13 protein-coding genes are annotated in these 20,534 nt (G+C 31.3%); 3 read left to right on the top strand and 10 right to left on the bottom strand.

What is annotated here, in order from left to right; translation table 11 throughout:
• The first annotated feature begins 6 nt into the window (after positions 1-6).
• Positions 7-858 carry a flavodoxin family protein gene (locus Q6H37_RS09590; RefSeq protein ID WP_318741348.1) on the top strand — a complete coding sequence of 284 codons (852 nt, stop codon included), beginning with the start codon at positions 7-9 and terminating at the stop codon, positions 856-858.
• A 169-nt stretch (positions 859-1,027) separates the two neighbouring features.
• Here the strand turns inward: Q6H37_RS09590 and Q6H37_RS09585 are convergent, their stop codons facing one another.
• The 3 genes from Q6H37_RS09585 to Q6H37_RS09575 form a co-directional block, all read right to left on the bottom strand.
• Positions 1,028-4,186 (bottom strand): efflux RND transporter permease subunit, encoded by a 3,159-nt coding sequence (locus Q6H37_RS09585; protein ID WP_318741345.1) that lies wholly within the window; start codon positions 4,184-4,186, stop codon positions 1,028-1,030.
• A 13-nt stretch (positions 4,187-4,199) separates the two neighbouring features.
• The gene (locus tag Q6H37_RS09580; protein ID WP_318741343.1) at positions 4,200-5,414 is read right to left on the bottom strand and encodes an efflux RND transporter periplasmic adaptor subunit; all 1,215 of its coding nucleotides are present in this window, start codon (positions 5,412-5,414) and stop codon (positions 4,200-4,202) included.
• Between the two features lie 366 nt (positions 5,415-5,780).
• Positions 5,781-6,797, bottom strand: a complete 1,017-nt coding sequence (locus tag Q6H37_RS09575) for a LacI family DNA-binding transcriptional regulator (protein ID WP_318741341.1) — start codon at positions 6,795-6,797, stop codon at positions 5,781-5,783.
• 945 nt (positions 6,798-7,742) lie between these two features.
• Here Q6H37_RS09575 and Q6H37_RS09570 point away from each other — a divergent pair.
• On the top strand, positions 7,743-9,101 hold the full coding sequence (locus tag Q6H37_RS09570; RefSeq protein ID WP_318741340.1) for an MFS transporter: 1,359 nt from the start codon (positions 7,743-7,745) through the stop codon (positions 9,099-9,101).
• Positions 9,102-9,188: 87 nt separating this feature from the next.
• Here Q6H37_RS09570 and Q6H37_RS09565 read toward each other — a convergent pair whose 3' ends face one another.
• The 4 genes from Q6H37_RS09565 to Q6H37_RS09550 all read right to left on the bottom strand — a co-directional run bounded on the left by Q6H37_RS09565 (position 9,189) and on the right by Q6H37_RS09550 (position 14,711).
• Positions 9,189-11,180: a methyl-accepting chemotaxis protein gene (locus Q6H37_RS09565; RefSeq protein WP_318741338.1), complete on the bottom strand. Its 1,992-nt coding sequence runs from the start codon at positions 11,178-11,180 to the stop codon at positions 9,189-9,191.
• 107 nt (positions 11,181-11,287) lie between these two features.
• Positions 11,288-12,151, bottom strand: coding sequence for a fumarylacetoacetate hydrolase family protein (locus Q6H37_RS09560; RefSeq protein WP_318741336.1), 864 nt, complete (start codon positions 12,149-12,151; stop codon positions 11,288-11,290).
• A gap of 132 nt (positions 12,152-12,283) precedes the next feature.
• Positions 12,284-13,654: an MFS transporter gene (locus tag Q6H37_RS09555; protein ID WP_318741334.1), complete on the bottom strand. Its 1,371-nt coding sequence runs from the start codon at positions 13,652-13,654 to the stop codon at positions 12,284-12,286.
• Between the two features lie 112 nt (positions 13,655-13,766).
• Positions 13,767-14,711, bottom strand: a complete 945-nt coding sequence (locus Q6H37_RS09550) for a dihydrodipicolinate synthase family protein (RefSeq protein ID WP_082141596.1) — start codon at positions 14,709-14,711, stop codon at positions 13,767-13,769.
• Positions 14,712-15,557: 846 nt separating this feature from the next.
• On the opposite strand from Q6H37_RS09550, the gene Q6H37_RS09545 reads away from it, so the two are divergent.
• Positions 15,558-16,574, top strand: coding sequence for a LacI family DNA-binding transcriptional regulator (locus Q6H37_RS09545; RefSeq protein WP_318741329.1), 1,017 nt, complete (start codon positions 15,558-15,560; stop codon positions 16,572-16,574).
• A gap of 104 nt (positions 16,575-16,678) precedes the next feature.
• Here Q6H37_RS09545 and Q6H37_RS09540 read toward each other — a convergent pair whose 3' ends face one another.
• From Q6H37_RS09540 to Q6H37_RS09530, 3 genes are all read right to left on the bottom strand, one after another.
• Entirely contained in the window at positions 16,679-17,398 is a 720-nt protein-coding gene (locus Q6H37_RS09540; protein ID WP_318741327.1) for a DUF554 domain-containing protein, read from the bottom strand.
• Positions 17,399-17,451: 53 nt separating this feature from the next.
• On the bottom strand, positions 17,452-18,633 hold the full coding sequence (locus Q6H37_RS09535) for an NADP-dependent malic enzyme (protein ID WP_318741325.1): 1,182 nt from the start codon (positions 18,631-18,633) through the stop codon (positions 17,452-17,454).
• A gap of 257 nt (positions 18,634-18,890) precedes the next feature.
• Complete coding sequence (locus tag Q6H37_RS09530) at positions 18,891-19,835, bottom strand: dihydrodipicolinate synthase family protein (protein WP_318741323.1); 945 nt, start codon at positions 19,833-19,835, stop codon at positions 18,891-18,893.
• Positions 19,836-20,534: the final 699 nt, after the last annotated feature.

Raw genomic sequence — 20,534 nt, 5'->3', positions numbered from 1 at the left:
AAAACAATGTTTATATCCAACGTTGGATACAAACAAGAAAGGATTGATAAAATGAAAGTTATTGTGCTAATGGGAAGTCCAAGAAAAAAAGATAGTTATAATGTGTGTAAACTAATTGAGGAGATATTACAAAAAAAATGTACTGCAGAGTTTGAATACGTATTTTTGAAGGATTATATGATTGAAGATTGTAAAGGATGTGATATGTGCTTCAAAAAAAGTGAAAACCTATGTCCTTGCAAAGATGATGTACCCCGAATTAAAGAAAAACTATTAAATGCAGATGGTATTGTTTTTGCAACACCTGTATATGCCTATCAAGTACCGTCACCACTAAAGCGATTGTTTGACAGGCTATCCTACCTGTTTCATCGTCAAGAGTTAATAGGAAAACCTGCGTTAACAGTTGTAACGACAGGCGGTGGTGGGCATAAGCAAGTGAGTAAATATCTTAAAATGACCATGTGCGGATGGGGGTGCAATTTAGTAGGAGCAATTAATATTATTTCCCCTATGTTTTTTGAAAACAAAAATGATACTTCAGCATGGGGATACGATGAATACTACCATAAAACAAATGTTCAAAAGATTGAAAGGTTTGGGAAAAACTTTATGGAAATTATAGAAAATAATAAACCACCTATTCCTACCTTTTATGACATTTTTATGTTCAACTGTTTAAGGAGCAAAACTTTCACTTCCCAAGCAGATTATGATTTTTGGAAGGAAAAAGGATGGATAAATTCTAATTATTTTTATGATGTACAAATCAATTTATTAAAAAGAGCATTTGGAAGTGTGTTAAAAACTATCATTAATTCAGTAGGTAAAAATTTAAAAGATAAATCAATCCAATAACGAATATTATGAGCTATTACTAAATTTCGATTAAAATAAAACTTAATCCTTTACCATACCTTATCAAACTCTAGTTCATTCTCAACCATAGCTAGTCTTGTTCAAGGAAAAGGACGTTCTTAATACCAAACGTCCTCTTTCTTAAATCACATATTTCATAAATATTAATCTATTTTCTAATACCCTTAACTTTATCAATTATAGATTTTATTTTTTCCTGTAAATTTATCTCTTTTACCTTTTCCCATACATTTATCATCCCTGTTTTTTTCAATAAACCATTAAACTGTAACTTTAAACTACCATCATCTAGCTTTGTGTTAACTATAGAATATACAACAGGAACTACTATAAAAGTAAGGAAGGTAGCTGCCAAAAGTCCAAACATTATAGTTACTGACATAGGTCCAAACAAGGCACTTTTTGAAAATGCAAGTGGAATTATACCTGTGATAGTTGCCACAGAACTTAATATTATAGGTCTAAATCTTTGGCTTACAGCATGAATACAAGCTTCATCTATGGAAAGTCCTTCTTTCATTCCTTCAATTATATATTCTATAAGCAGTATAGCATTTCTTATAACTACTCCAATTAAGCTTATTATTCCCATTACAGCAGTTAGAGATAATGGCATTTGGAATACTAGAAGTCCTATTACTACCCCTATTAAGGCTAATGGGAGTGAACACATAATTACAAGAGGCTGAACAAAAGATTTAAATTGAATAAATAGCAATATATAAATTATAAGTATAGTAAGTACCCCTGCTAAAGCAAGGCTGGTGAAGTTCTTTTCTATTTGATACTTTTCACCATCATAGATAACATTTACTCCATTTAAATCCATTTTACTTATTTTGCTGCTTAGTGTATCTTCCACATCTACTGAGTTATAACCTGTTTTTACATCGCTGTACACAGTGATAGTTTTATCCTTCTTATAATGTTTTATCTGATCTAGCTCTGAACTCAATTTAACAGAAGCTACTTGTGACAGCTGTACTTTATTACTTGTAACACTGGATTTAATCTGCAAATTTTCAAGATCCTTAACAGAAGCTATATTAGTTTTTACTAGTATGTCATACTCACTTCCATTTTTTCTGTATACAGAACTACTGTAACCTTTTAATGCAATGTTTATTTGTTTTAATATATCTGACTTTAATAAACCAAGGATTGATGCTTTTGCATCATCTATGTTTACTTCATATTGATAAGTCTTTTTTGCAGCATCATCCCTTACATTTAATGTTCCAGGAATGTTTTTTAACGCCTGCTGTATTTTATCGGAAGCTGCATATACTTGATCCAAATCTTCTCCAGTAAGTCTTAATCTTACAGGAGCACCTATAGGTTCAGCTACTTCTAATAACTTTACTGTAGCTGTACCTCCTGAAATTTTATTATCCAGTAAACCTTGTACATACTGAGTCAGCTCTTTATTAGTGCTGAATTTTTTAGTTTTATTTAAATCTACCTTTGCCAAAATTTGAGCAGTATCCTTTGATGGAGTTACCGTAGGCAATGTAATATAAAATCTAGGCATTCCACCACCTATGGCTGAAGTATAGGATGTAACTTCCTTTTGTGACTTTAATACATCTTCCACTTGTTTTACTAACTTTGATGTACTATTAATATCTTCAACTTTTTCATTAGTAACATCTATATATATTAGATTTTTATCTGCATAAGGGAAAAACTGCATTCCTAAAGTTTTTGTTATTCCTACAGATACTACAAATATTATCAAAGCTGCAATAATAACTTTCTTTTTATGAGCAAGTCCATAAGTTAAAAGCTTATGAAACATTCTTTTGATCTTACTTTCCTTGTTAACGCATTTACTCTTTTTAAAAGCTAAAGCAGACATAGCTGGAGTTACAAATAAAGCTGATATATAGGAGCAGGTTACGCAAATTATTACCACTTGAGGTAATGTTTTTAAAAACTCACCTACTTCTCCAGGTATAGTTAACAGTGGTAAAAAAGCTCCAACAATAATTAAGGTGGAAGTAAATACAGGTACAAACAACTTTTTTAAACCTTTAAAAGCCGCCTCATCAGGTTTTTCTCCTTCATCTATACCTACCTGTATAATATCGCCTATTACAATGGCATCGTCCACCAGTATTCCCAGTGCTATAATAAGTGCCGTAGTAGACATTTGCTGGACTTTTATTCCAAGTACGTACATTACTAAAAAGGACATTCCTATAGATATTGGAATAACTGATGATACTACTAAGGCATTTCTAAGCCCCATACCTATAAGTACAACTATAACTACTAAAATTACCCCTTCTTCAAGGTTCTTCATAAAAAATGATACTGAATCATTTACATCCTTAGGTTGATACGTAACTTGATCTATAGTTAAATCTTTTGGAAGCTGCTTTTTTATACTATCCAATTTTTTTGTTATATCATCACCTATTAAAACAATATTCTTATTATCCTGAAAATATCCTGAAAGCAGTACTGCATTGCTTCCATTATCGGTATATTTATAATTAGAATCATCATCATAATCCATAGATACCTTTGCTATATCTTTAATCTTTACAGTTTCTCCACTGTTTCCTGATACGCCAACAATAGTATTTTGTATATCCTGAAGAGATGTAAAAGTACCTGGTGTTTTAACCTTTATTTTTCCAGTAGCTAAATTTAAAGATCCTGAAGGAATATCTATATTTTGTGCTTTCAACACAGAACACACATCTTCAATGGAAATAGGATACTTATTTATCTTAGTCCAATCAACTTCTACCTTTACCTGCTTTTTCTGTTTACCTTCTATATCAAATCTAGAAATACCACTCACATTACTCAATTGTTTCTTTATATCATCTGCATAATTTCCAAGCTGTTCATAGGAATAATTTTTCCCTGATATACTTATAATCATACCTGTGGTTTCTGTTAGCTTAGTATCTATTTTACTCTCCTGACAACCCTCTGGAAGCTCAGATTGTAAATCCTTTATTTTATCTCTTAAATCCCTCCAAGCTTTATCCTTATCTGCATCATTGTTTAAATTTACAATAACTATGGAAGCACTGTTTTGTGAGTAAGATTCTACATAATCAAAACCACTTATTTCTTCCACCTTATCCTCTATTTTTTTTGATACCAGTTTTTCTATATCACTAGGTGAAGCACCAGGATATATGGTAGTAATCATGGCAGCAGGAGATGAAACATCAGGACTTTCTTGCTTAGGAATAATGTGATAACAATAGAAACCACTTATAATAGCAATAAGTACTAAGACAAATATAATCTTTTTATTTTTTATGGCTGCTTTAATTAATCTCATAATTAATTCTCCTTTACTTTATTGCAAGGCTGTAGCCAGCTTTTATGTTTTTCATACCTTCAATAATAAGCTTATCTCCAGACTTTAAACCTTCTGCTGAAACTTTACCCTCATCTGTAGCCCCTAAGGTTACATTTTTTCTAACAGCTCGTCCATTTTCCGATACATAAACATAGTCTTCTCCATCATTTAAAATACTGCTAATAGGAATCCATATTCCATTTTTATTTCCCATGCTAATATAAGTTTTTACAGTATCACCAACATAAAATGTATTATTATCTACAGGTTTTAAAAGCTTAATTTCAGCACTATAGGTTCCAGAGGTTTTATCTGACATTTGGACTATATTTGAAATTTCCCCATCTACCTTATTATTGCTAACTTTAACTTGAGCCTTTGCACCTATTTTTACTTTTTTAACATCATCAGAGGATAAACCTATGGTAACAACTTGATTTTTACTTCTTACTAAAATAACAGGGTTTCCTGCAGGCTGCATTTCTCCTTCTTTACAAAGTACATCTACAACATAACCATCTGAATCGGCAACCAAAGTTCCATCCTGAACTAAATTAGCCTTTGAATCATAATCAGCTTTTGCTGCATTTACTTGTGCTGATAAAGCTTGTTTATCTTCTGATCTACTTCCATTTTGAAGCTGCTGTAAGCTTTGTTTTGCACCATTTAAAGCACTGACAGTACTATCTAACTGAAGCTTACAACTATTTAAATCTTGTTTTGAAATCGCCCCAGCATTATATAATTTCACATTTTTATCATATAGGTCTTTATAATAATTGTAGTTATCCTGTGCATTTTTTACTGCTATATCAGCTTTACTTATGTCTTCTTGCTGTGCTCCATTTACTGCCTTATCATATTGTGCAGAAGCCGAATCCATCTGAGCTTTAGAAGCTTCCATTGCAAAGTTCAAATCACTTTTATCAAGCTCAACTAAAGTATCACCCTTCTTTATCTCCTGACCCTTTGACACATATATTTTAGATATCTTACCTGAACTTTTGAAGGAAAGTTTTCTCACCTCACTGCCACCTGTTATTCCTTCATATTCCAATGAAACAGGATTGTTTTCATTTTTCAGTTCTAAAACTTTAACTGGATAATTTTTAGAAGTATTTTTTTCTGAATCACCCTTACTACCACATCCACTTAGCATAATTACACTTATAAACAGTGAGCAAAAAGATAAAATTTTTTTATTCATGGTATACCTCCTCTAATTTCAATGATATAATGGCTGCAATGTGAAAACACCATAATATTTTGAGTTTCTTTTGTAAAACTTGTATTGAAGTATATAAAACGCTTGTGCAGTAATCAACATGTGTTTATTATAAAGTGTGTGTTGTGTAACTTCAATCATTAATCTACTTATGATTTGTTGGTTACTCAACATATAATAGACAAGTGTTGGATAAATATCATTTTTTTCTCATAGAAACTAAAATATTTTACAGAATGCTTTTTATGCGAAAAAACAAAAAATTTCTATGCAATAAAAAAAGAAGCACTATGCCATCTTTGATAGCAATATATGCTTCTCTAACTTTTTTCAAAAAATACATTATGTTTAATTATCTAATACTCTAACAGATTCCCTCTCGAATATTGATGTACTTAAAGTAATTTCAACTTTCTCTTTCCACTGTGTAATAACATCTACAGCCATTTGTCCCATTTCATAATGAGGAATTGTTAGTGTTGTAAGAGGAGGATTTGTGTACTTTGCATCCTTTATATCACCTATACTGATTACAGAAATATCCTTTGGAATGCTTAATCCATGTTCTCTAACAGCGCTCATAGCTCCAATAGCAATATTATCATTTGCACAACAAATTGCTGTTAATTCTTTACCCTTGGACATCAATGATTTACAAGCATCATATCCCCCTTTTTGAGAAAACTCACTACTGGTAATATACTTCTTATTGTACTCAATGCCAGCAGCATCAATTGCTGCTTTAAATCCCTTTAATCTCTCCATGGATGCAAATATTTTTTGCGGACCACCGATAAAACCGATTTTTGTATGTCTTCGTTGAATTAAGTATTCAGTAACTTTTCTGCCAGCATCAAAATCATTTATCATCACATAGGGAATTTGAATTCCTTGAGGAGCCAAGGATACAATTTTTAAGCCATATTTTTCATATCTCACAACTTGATTCTGAAGCTTTTCTTTATAATCCAGCTGATCAAATCCTCCACCTGCCAGTATTATACCTTTTACCCTATGCTGCCAAAGATGATAATGGTACCTCAATTCATCTTGAGGATTACGTCCTGTATTACAGACAAAAGACAAATAACCAAGTTCACTAGCTCTATTAGTTACTCCATTAGCTATTTCTCCAAAATAAGAATCTGAAACATCTCTTACAATTAGACCTATAATATCGCTAAACTTTCTCTTTAACCCCTGAGCAGCTTTATTAGGGGTATATTGTAATTCATCAATTACTTTCAATACTTTTTCACGCGTAATTGCCGCTACTGGATAATTAACATTATTTATTATACGCGACACAGTAGTAACTGAAACTCCTGCTTGTTTTGCTACATCTACAATCGAAACATTTTTCATATGTATACTCTCCTAAAAAACAAAATTAACGTCAAGTGATTCTTAGACTCAGGTGGAGTTTGCCTGTGAGGAATACCTCTCTACATCTGAGTCTTAGAAGAACTTATCCAGGCGCGTAGCAGTGCTTATCCCCAACTTGAGGTATTAGCAATGGTAGCGATCGGATAAAACGTTTTCTTTAATTTACATCATTCTTTAATTACATATAGTTAAAAATATTATAATATATACTTACATCTAGAAATTATCAAAAGCCACAGTCTTATAGAGATTAATATACATATACATTATAAAAAATTTGTATTTAAATTTTCTCATTCATGCATATTATATATAATTTTTAACATATTAACAATATAAAAAAGTAATAAGTATGATAAAAAAAAGCTTTTATTTTAAAAAAATCAATATTCACAAGAAATATTTCATTTTTTTACATTTAATTATAGCATTATTCAGTTGTATTGCAACAAGTATATTTCTATCCATAAACTTTTTAGAAAATATTATCTGTATTTTTCTTACATTAAGCTGATGGAACTGCTATTTTTTTAATGTACCCAGATTTAAATATTATAATAATAAAAGCATTAATTTTTCATATAAATATCTAAATGAAAAATTTAGATACTTAGCTGATGATGTTGACTTTATCGATATTTTTAAGTTTTATAAAAGTTTCATTTAGCTTATAATCATACTAGTCAAAATGGTACATATGTTCAAAAAACAGTATAATTTTTAAAAAATTTAAAAAATTGTTGACACGATAGAAAACGTTTTATATAATAAAATTACAGAAAACGTTCTCTATCAAATTATGACATACTTTTCCCACAATATATGCGTTTCTTAATATTAAGAAACGCATATTAAATAATATGATAAGTAAACGTTTTACCATTTTTTTGTGTTCTAGACACAGCGAAAGGAAGGATTGTTAATATGAATGAAAATGCAAATTTAAACTCTTCAACAAACCGTGCCTCAGAACTCCTTACTCGTCTAGCAAGTATCCCTTTTTCACGATGGCATATCAAACCACGTGTTATTATAGGTACTGCTACATTTTTTGATGGTTTTGATTCACTATCTCTTGCATATGCTATGCCAGTTTTAATTGGATTATGGCATTTAACTGCTGGTCAAATTGGAATGCTAATTGCAGCAGGTTACTTAGGTCAAGCAGTAGGTGCACTTATTTTTGGTGTTATAGCAGAACGCTTTGGTCGTGTAACTAGTGTAAAAGGTTCTATCTTTCTAATGTCTGTAATAGGAATTGCATGTATGTTTGCTGGCAATTATAATATATTGTTTACATTACGATTCCTGCAAGGTGTTGGATTGGGCGGTGAAGTTCCTGTTGCTGCCACTTATATAAACGAATTGTCAGCAGCACATGGGCGTGGAAAATTCTTTATGCTCTATGAGATGATATTTCCTATTAGTTTGATGCTAACTGCACAAATTGCAGCTTTTATTGTACCACATTACGGTTGGAAATGGATATTCTTGATAGGTGGTGCAGCAGGTTTAATTATTCTACCTCTTTTCTTTACACTTAAAGAATCACCACGTTGGTTAATTTCTAAAGGTAGACTTGATGAGGCTGAACGTGTTATTAAAGAAATGGAAGCAAGTACAGATGTGCGTGTACCTGTTAGTATGGATGTAAACAAACCAGTAGTTAAAGCAAAATGGACTGAACTATTCTCACCATTCTACCGCTGGAGAACACTAGTAGTATGGGGATTATGGTTTTCAGCATACTTTATATCTAATGGTTTAAATAACTGGCTTCCTAGCTTATACAAAACTGTTTACAAACTTCCACTTTCAGAATCTTTACATGCAGCATCCCTTACAAATATTGTTCAAGTAGTTATAGTATTAACATGTGCATTGCTAATTGATAAGATTGGACGTAGAAGATGGGCAACTGTGGCTTTCCTTGTTGCTGGTTGTTTACTTGCAACACTATTCTTAAATGGAGCAGGATCTGCAAAAAGTGTTATGTACTTGGGATCATTATCTTATGGTGTTATAGGATCAATTACTGTTTTGCTATACCTTTATACTCCAGAAATATATCCTACAAGAATGAGAGCTCTTGGAACAGCATTTGCTACAACATGGCTTCGTCTTGCTTCCGCAATAGGACCTATGATAATTGGAATCGTATTAGATGCTAAAGGAATTTCATATGTATTTCTTGGTTTTGCAGTTATTTGTATTATAGGTTCAATAATAGCTACACGAATGGTTGAAACAACCGGAAAATCCTTGGAAGAAATTGCACCTTAAACAAAAGTTAATTCACCCTTCCCTAATATAAAGAAAATTGGGATGCTGCCTAAATGCAGCATCCCAATTTGTTTTTGCCAAAGTATTTTATAACTTAAATTTATTCATTTGCACTTCAAGTTCTATTGATAATTGTTTTAAAGAATTTGCATTGGTTAAAAATTCATCCATTGTTGCTGTAATCTCTTCTCCAGATGCTGAAACTTCTTCTGTGCTTGCAGCAATTTCTTCTGAAACTGCAGATATGTTTTGCATTTTAGCTATTATTACATCTTTATTATTAGTAGTTTCTTCTGCCTTTTCCTTAACTAATTGAATTTGCGAAGTTAGTTTATTTATTGAAGCTAATATTTCTCCAAATATAGTTTTTGTTTCAAAAACAGCACTATTCTGTTCTTTTACACTGTTCTTTGTTTCCTCCATTGCTTTAACTGCTGTTTGTGCCTTTCCTCTAATACTACCAATCAATGCTTGAATCTGTTCAGTTGCATAAGTAGATTCTTCAGCAAGTTTACGAATTTCATCTGCCACTACAGAAAATCCTTTGCCAGCCTCACCTGCTCTTGCCGCCTCTATTGCAGCATTTAATGCTAACAGGTTAGTTTGTGATGATATTTGATTAATGGTATCAGTAATAGCACTAATTTCATTGGATGATTTATGTACATCCAGCACAATGTCATTAACCTCCATTGTAGATTTATCAGTATTGGCAGATTTTTCAGTAAGAATTTCCACTACTTCTAATCCTTTTTTGCTTAACCTATTGGTATTTTCTGATTCATTAGACATTTTATTTGTAAGTTCAGAAATATTATCTATTTTATTGCTAACCTGTTCTAATTCTTTAACTCCTTCATCTACATTCATTGACTGATTTGAAGTTCCATCTGCAATTTGACCTATTGTTGCTGCCACTTCTTTAACGGCATCATCACTTTCCTTAGCCATTGAAGTTATTGTATTTGAATTTTCATTTAAAATATCAGCAGATTCTTTTACATTGCATATCAATGTTCCTATACCTTCTACCATTTTATTAAAATCATTTCCTAATTTTCCGAACTCATCTTTGCTATTAATATCTGTCCGAATTGACAAGTCACCATAAGCCGCCTTATTAAATGCATTTTGTAATTTAAATATGTTTTTTGTGATCCTTCTACTCACAATTAATGCTGCTATTCCCGAAAGTACAAGCATTATAAAAATAAATGCAATTGAATACTTTTTTAAATAATTAAGATCATTGTTTATTTCAGAGTTAGGCATTGACGCAAATAACTTCCAATTGGTCAATTTATTTGTGTCATAAATAATAATATTATTGGCATTTTTAGCATTATCTTTTTGAAATCCTGATTCTCTGTTTTTTGCCATTTCCCATATTGACAATTTTTTTATTGTATCTGTACCTATTAGCTTTTTATCAGGATGAGCTACTAAAATACCCTTTGAATCAGTTACATATATATAACCTTTCTGTCCAATTTTTATACTTGATAGTTTATTGGATAACTTATCAAGATTTATAGTTATTCCTATAACTCCAATTACCTGATTATTATTTTCAACAGTCATAGAAATTGTGACAAGATTTTTCTTGGTCAATAAACCAACATATGGATCAGAGTAAAATACCTTTCCCTTTTTAGCCATAGCACCTATATACCAAGGTCTGGTTGTTGGATCTAGTGTAGTGCTGCTTTCAGGACATACATACACTGTTTTATCAGGTAATCCAAATATAACACTTTCAATGCATTCATTACTAGATTTTACATCTTTAAAAATAGAATTTAATATTGATACATTCTCCGGATGTGCTTTTATTTCTTTTATATATGAATTATTATCCATAAATATTAAAGGTGTAGACATTCCTTCAAAAAAGTTTTCTATTCCTCTATTAACTTCTTGAATTGTTTGGCTAGTTGAAACTTCAAACCTATTTCTCACAATACTGTCAGTTTTAATATTAGAGAAAATGCCTAAAGATATTATTGGAGCGATACCGATAACTATCATAATAAGCATTAACTTGTTTTTTATACTTGAAAATGTATTTTTAGTTTTCACAAATTTATCCCCCTCATTCTTTAACTTTTATAAAAATCAGCCTATATCTTGTATATGTCAATTGAAGATATAGGCTGATTTTTATTTTTTATCTTTATATAAATAATCTATTTTAATACATTTATGATATCACCAATTTTTTCAATAGAAACAGTAATTTCATCTCCAGACTTCAACCACTCTTGTTTATCTTCTGGATAAGTTGAAATAGCTCCTCCAGGTGTTCCAGTAAAGATGATATCTCCAGGCTTTAGTGTCATATAATTAGATATGTAACTTACCATTTCTGCACAATCAAAAATCATATCTCTAGTATTGCCATATTGCCTAAGTTCTCTATTTACTTTACACTGGATTTTTAAATTTGAAGCATCTATTTCATCAGCTGTTACCAAACAAGGTCCAATAGGTGCAAAATTATCACAGGTTTTTCCTATTAACCATTGATGAGTTTTGCGTTGAAGGTCTCTAGCAGATAAATCATTTCCAGCAGTATATCCAAACACACAGGAAAGTGCATCTTCTTTAGAAACATTTTTAGCTTCTTTTCCAATAACAATAACTAATTCTGCTTCATAGTCAAATTTTTCACCACACTTTGGTAGAGAAATAATTTGATTATGCGCAGCAAGTGCATTGTTGAATTTACTAAATATCACTGGCAAAGCTTTAACATCTGCATTAGATTTTTGTGAATGAGTTATGTAATTTGAAGCAATACAAAGAATTTTTTCTGGTTTTATCACAGGTGGAGCATAAATAATTTCATCTTCAGGAATTGTTTCTACTCCTTTTTTCATCAATTCATTTAATTGGAGTAAAGCTTTTTCTCCTTCATCAATAACTTCCTCTATAGTGTTATATGATTTAAGAGAATAATCTTCAGCAGCTTTTACTGCATCTATAATACCGTTCTCTGTCTTAATACCTAACCTAATTTTTTCTCCAACTTTAAAATTAACTAGCTTCATAGTAATCTCTCATCTCCTTTACTTTAATCTCATAATCTATAATAAAGAAAATACACACATTATCATACACACTTTAAAATATGTATGATAATATGCATATTTTCTTTATGTAAGGGTTAATCATAGCTTTATTTAAGGAGCAATCTCCTCAAGTACTTTTTCACGTGTTTCAATCATTCTTGTAGCTATTAATGAACCTATAATACAAATAATTGCAAAACCAACAAATACATATGAAATTCCTTTAGCATCTAATACAATTCCAATTATCATAGGCCCTATTGCAGAAGCAAGACGAAGCCACGTTGTAGCAAATGCTGTTCCAATAGCTCTCATCCTTGTAGGATATATTTCTGGAGTATATAAATAAAGAAGAACAGTAATTGATCCTATAACACCATAAGCTGATGATCCTAAGTACATAACACTTCTTGCAGATTTTGCTCCAGTAAGGAAAAGTACTAGTAGTAAACAACCAGCTATAAGGAAGGCCGCAGTTGCCCATCTCTTACGTCCAATCTTATCAATAAGAAATGCACATGCTAATACCATAACTACTTGTATAACATTTGTAAGTGATGCTGCATGTAAAGATTCTGATAGTGGAAGTTTGTAAACAGTTTTGTATAAGCTAGGAAGCCAGTTATTTAAACCATTAGATATGAAGTATGCCGAAAACCACAATCCCCATACCACTAAGGTTCTCCAGCGATAAAATGGAGAGAATAATTCTTTCCAATCAGCTTTTTTAGCTGGCTTGTTTATATTCGTCATATTTACAGGCAAACGCTTATCTGTACTTGCTTCCATTTCTTCAATGACACGTTCAGCTTCATCGAATTTTCCTTTACCTATCAACCAACGTGGTGATTCTCTAAGCATAAAGAAAAGTGGCAGCATAACTAAACCTATTGCACCACCCAGTAAAAACATCCATTTCCAACCCAAGCTTGGTACAACTATGGCTCCAATCTGTGCAGTTATCATTAAACTAATAGGAAATATCATTTCATACACCATAAAGAACTTTCCACGGCCTTGAGCTCGTGATAATTCATTTATATATGTAGCAGCAATAGGAACTTCTCCTCCTAGTCCAACGCCTTGTAAAAATCTTAGTGTAAATAATATATTATAATTGCCAGCAAACATACATGCAATTCCAACCACAGACATTAAAAATATGGAACCTTTTATACTAAATATACGACCAAAGCGTTCTGCTATAACACCAAAAATAAGTGCACCTACTGCTTGGCCTAAATATCCTGCTGCAATTAGCATTCCAATTTGACCAGCCTTTAAATGCCATAATCCAATTAAAACTGGCATAGCATATGCAAGGGTTAATGAATCAAAACCATCAAAAAAAGTAGCAGTACCTACAATAACTCGAGGCTTAATGTGCCATCGTGAAAAAGGAATACTTTCCATACGTGCAAGAAGCTGTGAAGCACGATTTGGTGAAGAATTAGAATCTGAAATTATTGAACTTTCACTCATATTAACTACTTCCTTTCACTGTGCTCAAAGCACACAAATAGTGATATCGTTTACTCATAACGTTATTTAATGTGCGTTTCTCAATGTTGAGAAACGCACATTTTATATCACACTAAACTAAATTAACTTTTTCAACACCTGAATCAGCTAATGCTTTAGTAACAACATCTATTTCATGTTGGTTTAAAGGCATTAGAGGTGGTCTCATCAATGGTGATGTGAATACTTTACGTTGTACTAAGAATTCTTTCATTCTTGCATGAGCTTCTCCTGTAGGTTCTCCTATTCCATAGATACCTTGAGCTGCTGCAAATAATTTTTCATTAACCTTTTTAGCTTCTTTTAAATCTTCATTTTGAACAGCTTTAAATAAAGCAGTTATTAATTCTGGTACGCAGCCAGAGAAACCTATTAATGCTCCATCAAGTCCTTGAATCATTGTTGATAAAACATTTTCATCGTGGCAAGTAAGCAATGTTGTTTCAGGTGTCTTTTCTCTTAATATACGAACGTCTCTTTCATATAGAGGCATGTCTCTAGTTCCCATCTTAACTGCTACAACATTTGGAATTTTGCACATTTCTAATAATAAATCTATTGGATAAAATGATTTTGTATTTGAAGGATAAAGATGTATAAATATTTTTATATTTATAGCTTCTGCAACATCTTTTACAAATTTAAGAGCTCCTTCTGGTTTAATACCAAATCTTAACCATAAGTGTGGTGGCATAAGTAAAATTCCATCAGCTCCTGCTGCTTCTGCTGCTTTAGCTTGATTTATAGCATCAAAAGTTCCTTCTGCACAAACTCCTGAAATGATCTTAACTTTGCCTTTAACTCTGTCAGCTGCTAATTTTGTAACATGTGCTCTTTCTTCATTTGAAAACCCTGTTATTTCTCCAGTATGTCCATTTGTAACTAATCCTGCTATTCCTTTGTCAGCATATTGAAGTAACCAGTCTATATAATTGTTGAACTCCTTTTCATTGATTGAATAATCATCGTTTAGTGGTACCATTATTGCTGGATATATTCCACCCCATTCTCTTTTCATTATTAAATTCCTCCATTTGTAAATGATTTTTTAAACAAACCCTCTTCAAAATTTTTGACACTATATTTTTTATAAAATAATTTTGATACAAAGTAACTTTATCAAAATTATGTCATATTTTGATAGGGAACGTTTTCTATGTCTTTATTATATAAAACGTTTTCTGTAATGTCAACAAGTTTTTTGAAAATTTTTAAGAATTATATTCATCAAATAAAAATATCATTTTATATTTTAAGCATTTGTGTTAATATCGACAACTTAATTTCAAGCCAACCATGAACCTTCAAAAGCTTTAAAAATCAACTATTTAGTAACTACTTAAATCTAAATAGTTATCCCAAAAACTATTTTTCTAATAATCTAATAATTGGCACAAACTTTATAATATCTAAATTTAACGACACTAAATAAGTAGCATTTATATCCATTTAACTTAAAAATATTACAGACAACGTTTTCTAATATTCTCTGTGAATTATAAATATTATGCATTGCCACAGAAAATAGTGTTATAATATGGGTACAGAAAATAGTAATATTTTTGTCATTCATATTTTAAAGGAATAGATGTTTTCTTATTGCACTCTATCTCTTTGCCACATTGTTAATATGCTAAAAATTGTATATAATATAAAAGTATGAATTTCTTTTTAATATAAATTTAAAGAAAACATTTTATCCGATCGCTACCATTGCTAATACCTCAAATTGGGGATAAGCACTGCTACGCGCCTGGATAAGTTCTTCTAAGACTCAGATGTAGAGAGGTATTCCTCACAGGCAAACTCCACCTGAGTCTAAGAATCACTTGACCTTAATTTTGTTTTTTAGGAGAGTATATATATGAAAAATGTTTCTATTATTGATGTTGCAAAACAGGCAGGTGTTTCAGTTACTACTGTCTCACGTATAATAAATAATGTTGATTATCCAGTAGCTGCAAGTACGCGTGAAAAAGTATTAAAAGTAATCGATGAGTTACAATATACCCCTAACAAAGCTGCTCAAGGATTAAAGAAAAAATTCAGTGACATTATAGGTTTAATTGTAAGAGATATTTCTGATTCTTATTTTGGAGAAATAGCTAATGGCGTAACTAATAGAGCCAGTGAACTTGGTTATTTATCTTTTGTATGTAATACAGGTCGTAACCCTGAAGATGAATTGAGATACCACGAGCATCTTTGGCAGCACAGGGTAAAAGGCATAATACTTGCTGGTGGAGGACTTGATCAATTGGATTACAAAAAAAAGCTTGAAAATCAACTTTTAAGACATGAAAAATATGGCTTAAAAATCGTATCTTTAGCTCCTCAGGGAATTGAGATCCCCTATGTAATGATAAATGACTTCGATGCGGGTAAGAAAGTTACAGAGTACTTGATTCAACGAGGACACAAAAAAATAGCTTTTATGGGAGGGCCATCAAAAGTATTTACTTCCATAGAAAGACTAAAAGGATTTAAAGCAGCAATTGATGCTGCTGGTATTGAATACAATAAGAACTATATTACTAGTAGTGATTTCTCACAAAAGGGAGGATACGAAGCCTGTAGTTCATTAATTTCTAAGGTTAGTGACCTAACTGCAATTTGTTGTGCAAATGATAATATTGCCATTGGAGCTATGAGCGCCATTAGAGAACATGGACTTAGCATTCCAAAAGATATTTCTATAATTAGTATAGGCGATATAAATGAGGCAAGATATACAACGCCTCCTCTTACCACTCTAACCATTCCTCATTATGAAATGGGACAAATGGCTGTGGATGTTATTACTCAATGGAAAGAAAAAGTTGAAATTACTTTAAATACATCAATTTTTGAAAGAGCTTCAGTGAAAGTACTGGATCATTAGTCATAAAGTATTTTTATATTTTATTAAACATAAAAAATAAATACGAAGAATATTAAAATGTACCCTACAAAATAGATATTTAAATCTATCTTGCAGGGTACATTTTATTTTACAAGTGCAGTCCATAAATAGGATATTGGCATTACGAGTATAAGCGCAGGTAACATATTGGCAATTGGAAAAGCTTTTATACCACTTATACGAAAGCCTGTTGCCAACATAATCATGCCACCACAAGCACTAAAATCTGCCACCATTGCAGGTGTGGTCATTGGCAATATAATTGACGCACTAAAAAATAAGCATATCAGTACAACAAATTGTGGAACACATATGGTCAAAACTATATAACCAAGGGCTGCTGCAAAAATTCCTGCTGTGAAAAGGTCAAGAAATGCCTTTGTTATTAGTATAGAATGATCACCTGTCATTCCTTCTTTTAATGCACCAAATATTCCTGTACCACTGGCGCAAAACAAAATTACTATACCAACAAACTTTTCCATAAATTCTTTTTGATCATTTACAGTCCCTTTATTAGAAAATATTTTTTCAATTGGTCCACGTATATGATGAACACACCATTCAATTCCATTTTCAAATTTAGTAAACTCACCTATAGCACTGCCAAGAATTAATGATAAGACAACTGCAGGCATTGCATTCATCTTTAATATTAAACTCACTCCCATAGCCATAGATGCCACACCAGAGGTTAAAGGTAAACTTGCACGTGCTCTTTCCGGAATTTTATCTCCTAAAAACGCCCCAACTAGGCCTCCTAAAAATACTGCCAAACTATTAATTATAACTCCAATAGGCATACTAATAATCTTCCTTTCGTTTATTGAAGCTTATGATCATAAACACTCAAATTCTATATTAAATATTCTCTAACCAAACCAAGTTTACAAGCTGTATCTACTACTGCCTTTGAAACAGCTTCACAAACACCTTTATCAAACACACTAGGAACTATATTATCTTCAGTTAATTCACTATCTTTTATTAAGTCTGCAATTCCTTTTGCAGCTGCAATCTTCATTTCGTCACATATCTCTTTTGCTCTAACCTTTAATACACCATTAAATAAACCTGGAAAAACTAATACATTATTAATTTGATTTGGGAAATCTGATCTTCCTGTAGCTATAACTCTAGCTCCACCTGCCTTTGCCAGATCTGGCATTATCTCTGGAGTAGGATTAGCCAATGCAAAAATTATACAGTCTTTATTCATTGCTTCAACCATTTCTTTAGTTAATACGTTGCCATCTGAAACACCTATAAATACATCTTTTGCCTTAATTACATCTGCTAAGGTTCCTTTTTCAAAATTTCTATTGGTTATTTGTGCCACCTTACTTTGTGCATCGTTTAAGGCACTATCACCTTCAACAAGTGCTCCATTTATATCACATAAAACTATATTTTTAACCCCAGCTGACATCAAAAGTTTAGCTGTAGCAATACCAGATGCCCCAGCACCATTTATAACAACCTTTACTTCTTCTATATCTTTGTTAACTAGTTTTAAAGCATTATACAAACCTGCAAGCACTGCAATTGCAGTTCCATGCTGATCATCATGATATACGGGTATATCCAGTAATTCTTTCAATTTATTTTCAATATAAAAACATTCTGGTGCTTTAATATCTTCTAAATGTATTCCGCCAAAACCTGGAGCAATATTCTTTATAGTATTTACTATATCATCTGGATCCATTGAGTCTAAGCTTATAGGAATAGCGTCAACATCCCCAAACCTTTTTAACAATAATGCTTTACCTTCCACTACTGGAAGTCCTGCTTCCGGTCCAATATTGCCCAAGCCAAGAACTGCCGTTCCATTTGTAATTACAGCAACAGTTTTTCCTTTCATTGTATACTGATATGCATTATTTTTATTTTTAGCTATTTCCAAACAAGGCTCAGCTACTCCAGGAGTGTATGCCACTGCTAAATCTGTACTATTAGCTACAGGCATTGTGCCTACAATTTCTATTTTACCTCTTTTTTCTTTATGTAATTTTAAAGATTTTTCCCTTACATTCATAGTTATTGTCCTCCCTTTTCATCCATTTCAGCATACTATACGTTTTATTTGCAGAAATATTTGATGAATTAAAAAATTTGTACTTACAAATATATATATTAATAATCTAAAAATACACATATCATCATACACATATCGGGTCCATGTGTATGATGATATGTGCACTCATCTTACTTGCATAAAATAACACTACCATTTATCTATAATATTAATTTAATATGCGTTTCTTTATACTAAGAAACGCATATATTGTCAAATTAAACTAAATTAACTTTTTCAACACCTGAATCAGATAATGCTTTAGTAACAACATCTATTTCATGTTGGTTTAAAGGCATTAGAGGTGGTCTCATTAATGGTGATGTGAATACTTTACGTTGTACTAAGAATTCTTTCATTCTTGCATGAGCTTCTCCTGTAGGTTCTCCTATTCCATAGATACCTTGTGCTGCTGCAAATAATTTTTCATTAACTTTTTTAGCTTCTTTTAAATCTTCGTTTTGAACAGCTTTAAATAAAGCAGTTATTAATTCTGGTACGCAGCCTGAGAAACCTATTAAAGCTCCATCAAGTCCTTGAATCATTGTTGATAAAACATTTTCATCATGACAAGTAAGTAATGTTGTTTCAGGTGTCTTTTCTCTTAATATACGAACGTCTCTTTCATATAGAGGCATGTCTCTAGTTCCCATCTTAACTGCTACAACATTTGGAATTTTGCACATTTCTAATAATAAATCTATTGGATAAAATGATTTTGTATTTGAAGGGTAAAGATGTATAAATATTTTTATATTTATAGCTTCTGCAACATCTTTTACAAATTTAAGAGCTCCTTCTGGTTTAATACCAAATCTTAACCATAGGTGTGGAGGCATAAGTAAAATTCCATCTGCTCCTGCTGCTTCTGCTGCTTTAGCTTGGTTTATAGCATCAAAAGTTCCTTCTGCACAAACTCCTGAAATGATCTTAACTTTGCCCTTAACTCTGTCAGCTGCTAATTTTGTAACATGTGCTCTTTCTTCATTTGAAAATCCTGTTATTTCTCCAGTATGTCCATTTGTAACTAATCCTGCTATTCCTTTGTCAGCATATTGAAGTAACCAATCTATATAATTGTTAAACTCCTTCTCATTGATTGAATAATCATCATTTAGTGGTACCATTATTGCTGGATATATTCCGCCCCATTCTCTTTTCATTATTAAATTCCTCCATTTGTAAATAATTTTTTAAACAAACCCTTTTCAAAACTTTTGACATTACATTTTTCACAAAAACATTTTATTATGTTACCTTTATTCCAATATTTTTAATGTAAAACATTTTTATCAAAATTATGTCATATTTTGATAGGGAACGTTTTCTATGTCTTTATTATATAAAACGATTTCTATAATGTCAACAAGTTTTTAAAAATTTTTAAGAATTGTTTCATTAAAGTAAGAATATTATGTGATACCTTAAATTCTTATAAATCTACATGCATTTCTCCCCCTCATTAAATGAATTACAAATCTCTTAATTTTATAGGCACTATAAGAGTTTACAGCTGTACAAGTAATATAATAATTCATATACTTACCTAAAAAATCAGAAACTTTATAATATCCTAATCCTTTGATTAATCATTATAATATTTAAATTTACTTGTACTAAAAGTATTAATTTAATGTAATTTTTTAACAGGAAACGTTATCCTAAAATTTTTCTATAGATATTGAATGTTGTATATTGTAAAATAGCAGATAGTGTTGCAATATGTAATGATACTCACTTTTTATACTTAAGAAAAAATTATTTTCAAAGCATAATTGCATTTTCTATGATTTATATTGATATAAAACACTTGTATTTTTATCAACATGTGTTTATTATGTAATATATATAGTATAATTTTA

The organism is Clostridium sp. JS66, assembly GCF_033561535.1.
Taxonomy (GTDB): Bacteria; Bacillota; Clostridia; order Clostridiales; family Clostridiaceae; genus Clostridium_AM; species Clostridium_AM carboxidivorans.
The sequence above is the reverse complement of the archived record's forward strand: the minus strand, read 5'-3'. Positions and strand labels throughout refer to the sequence as shown.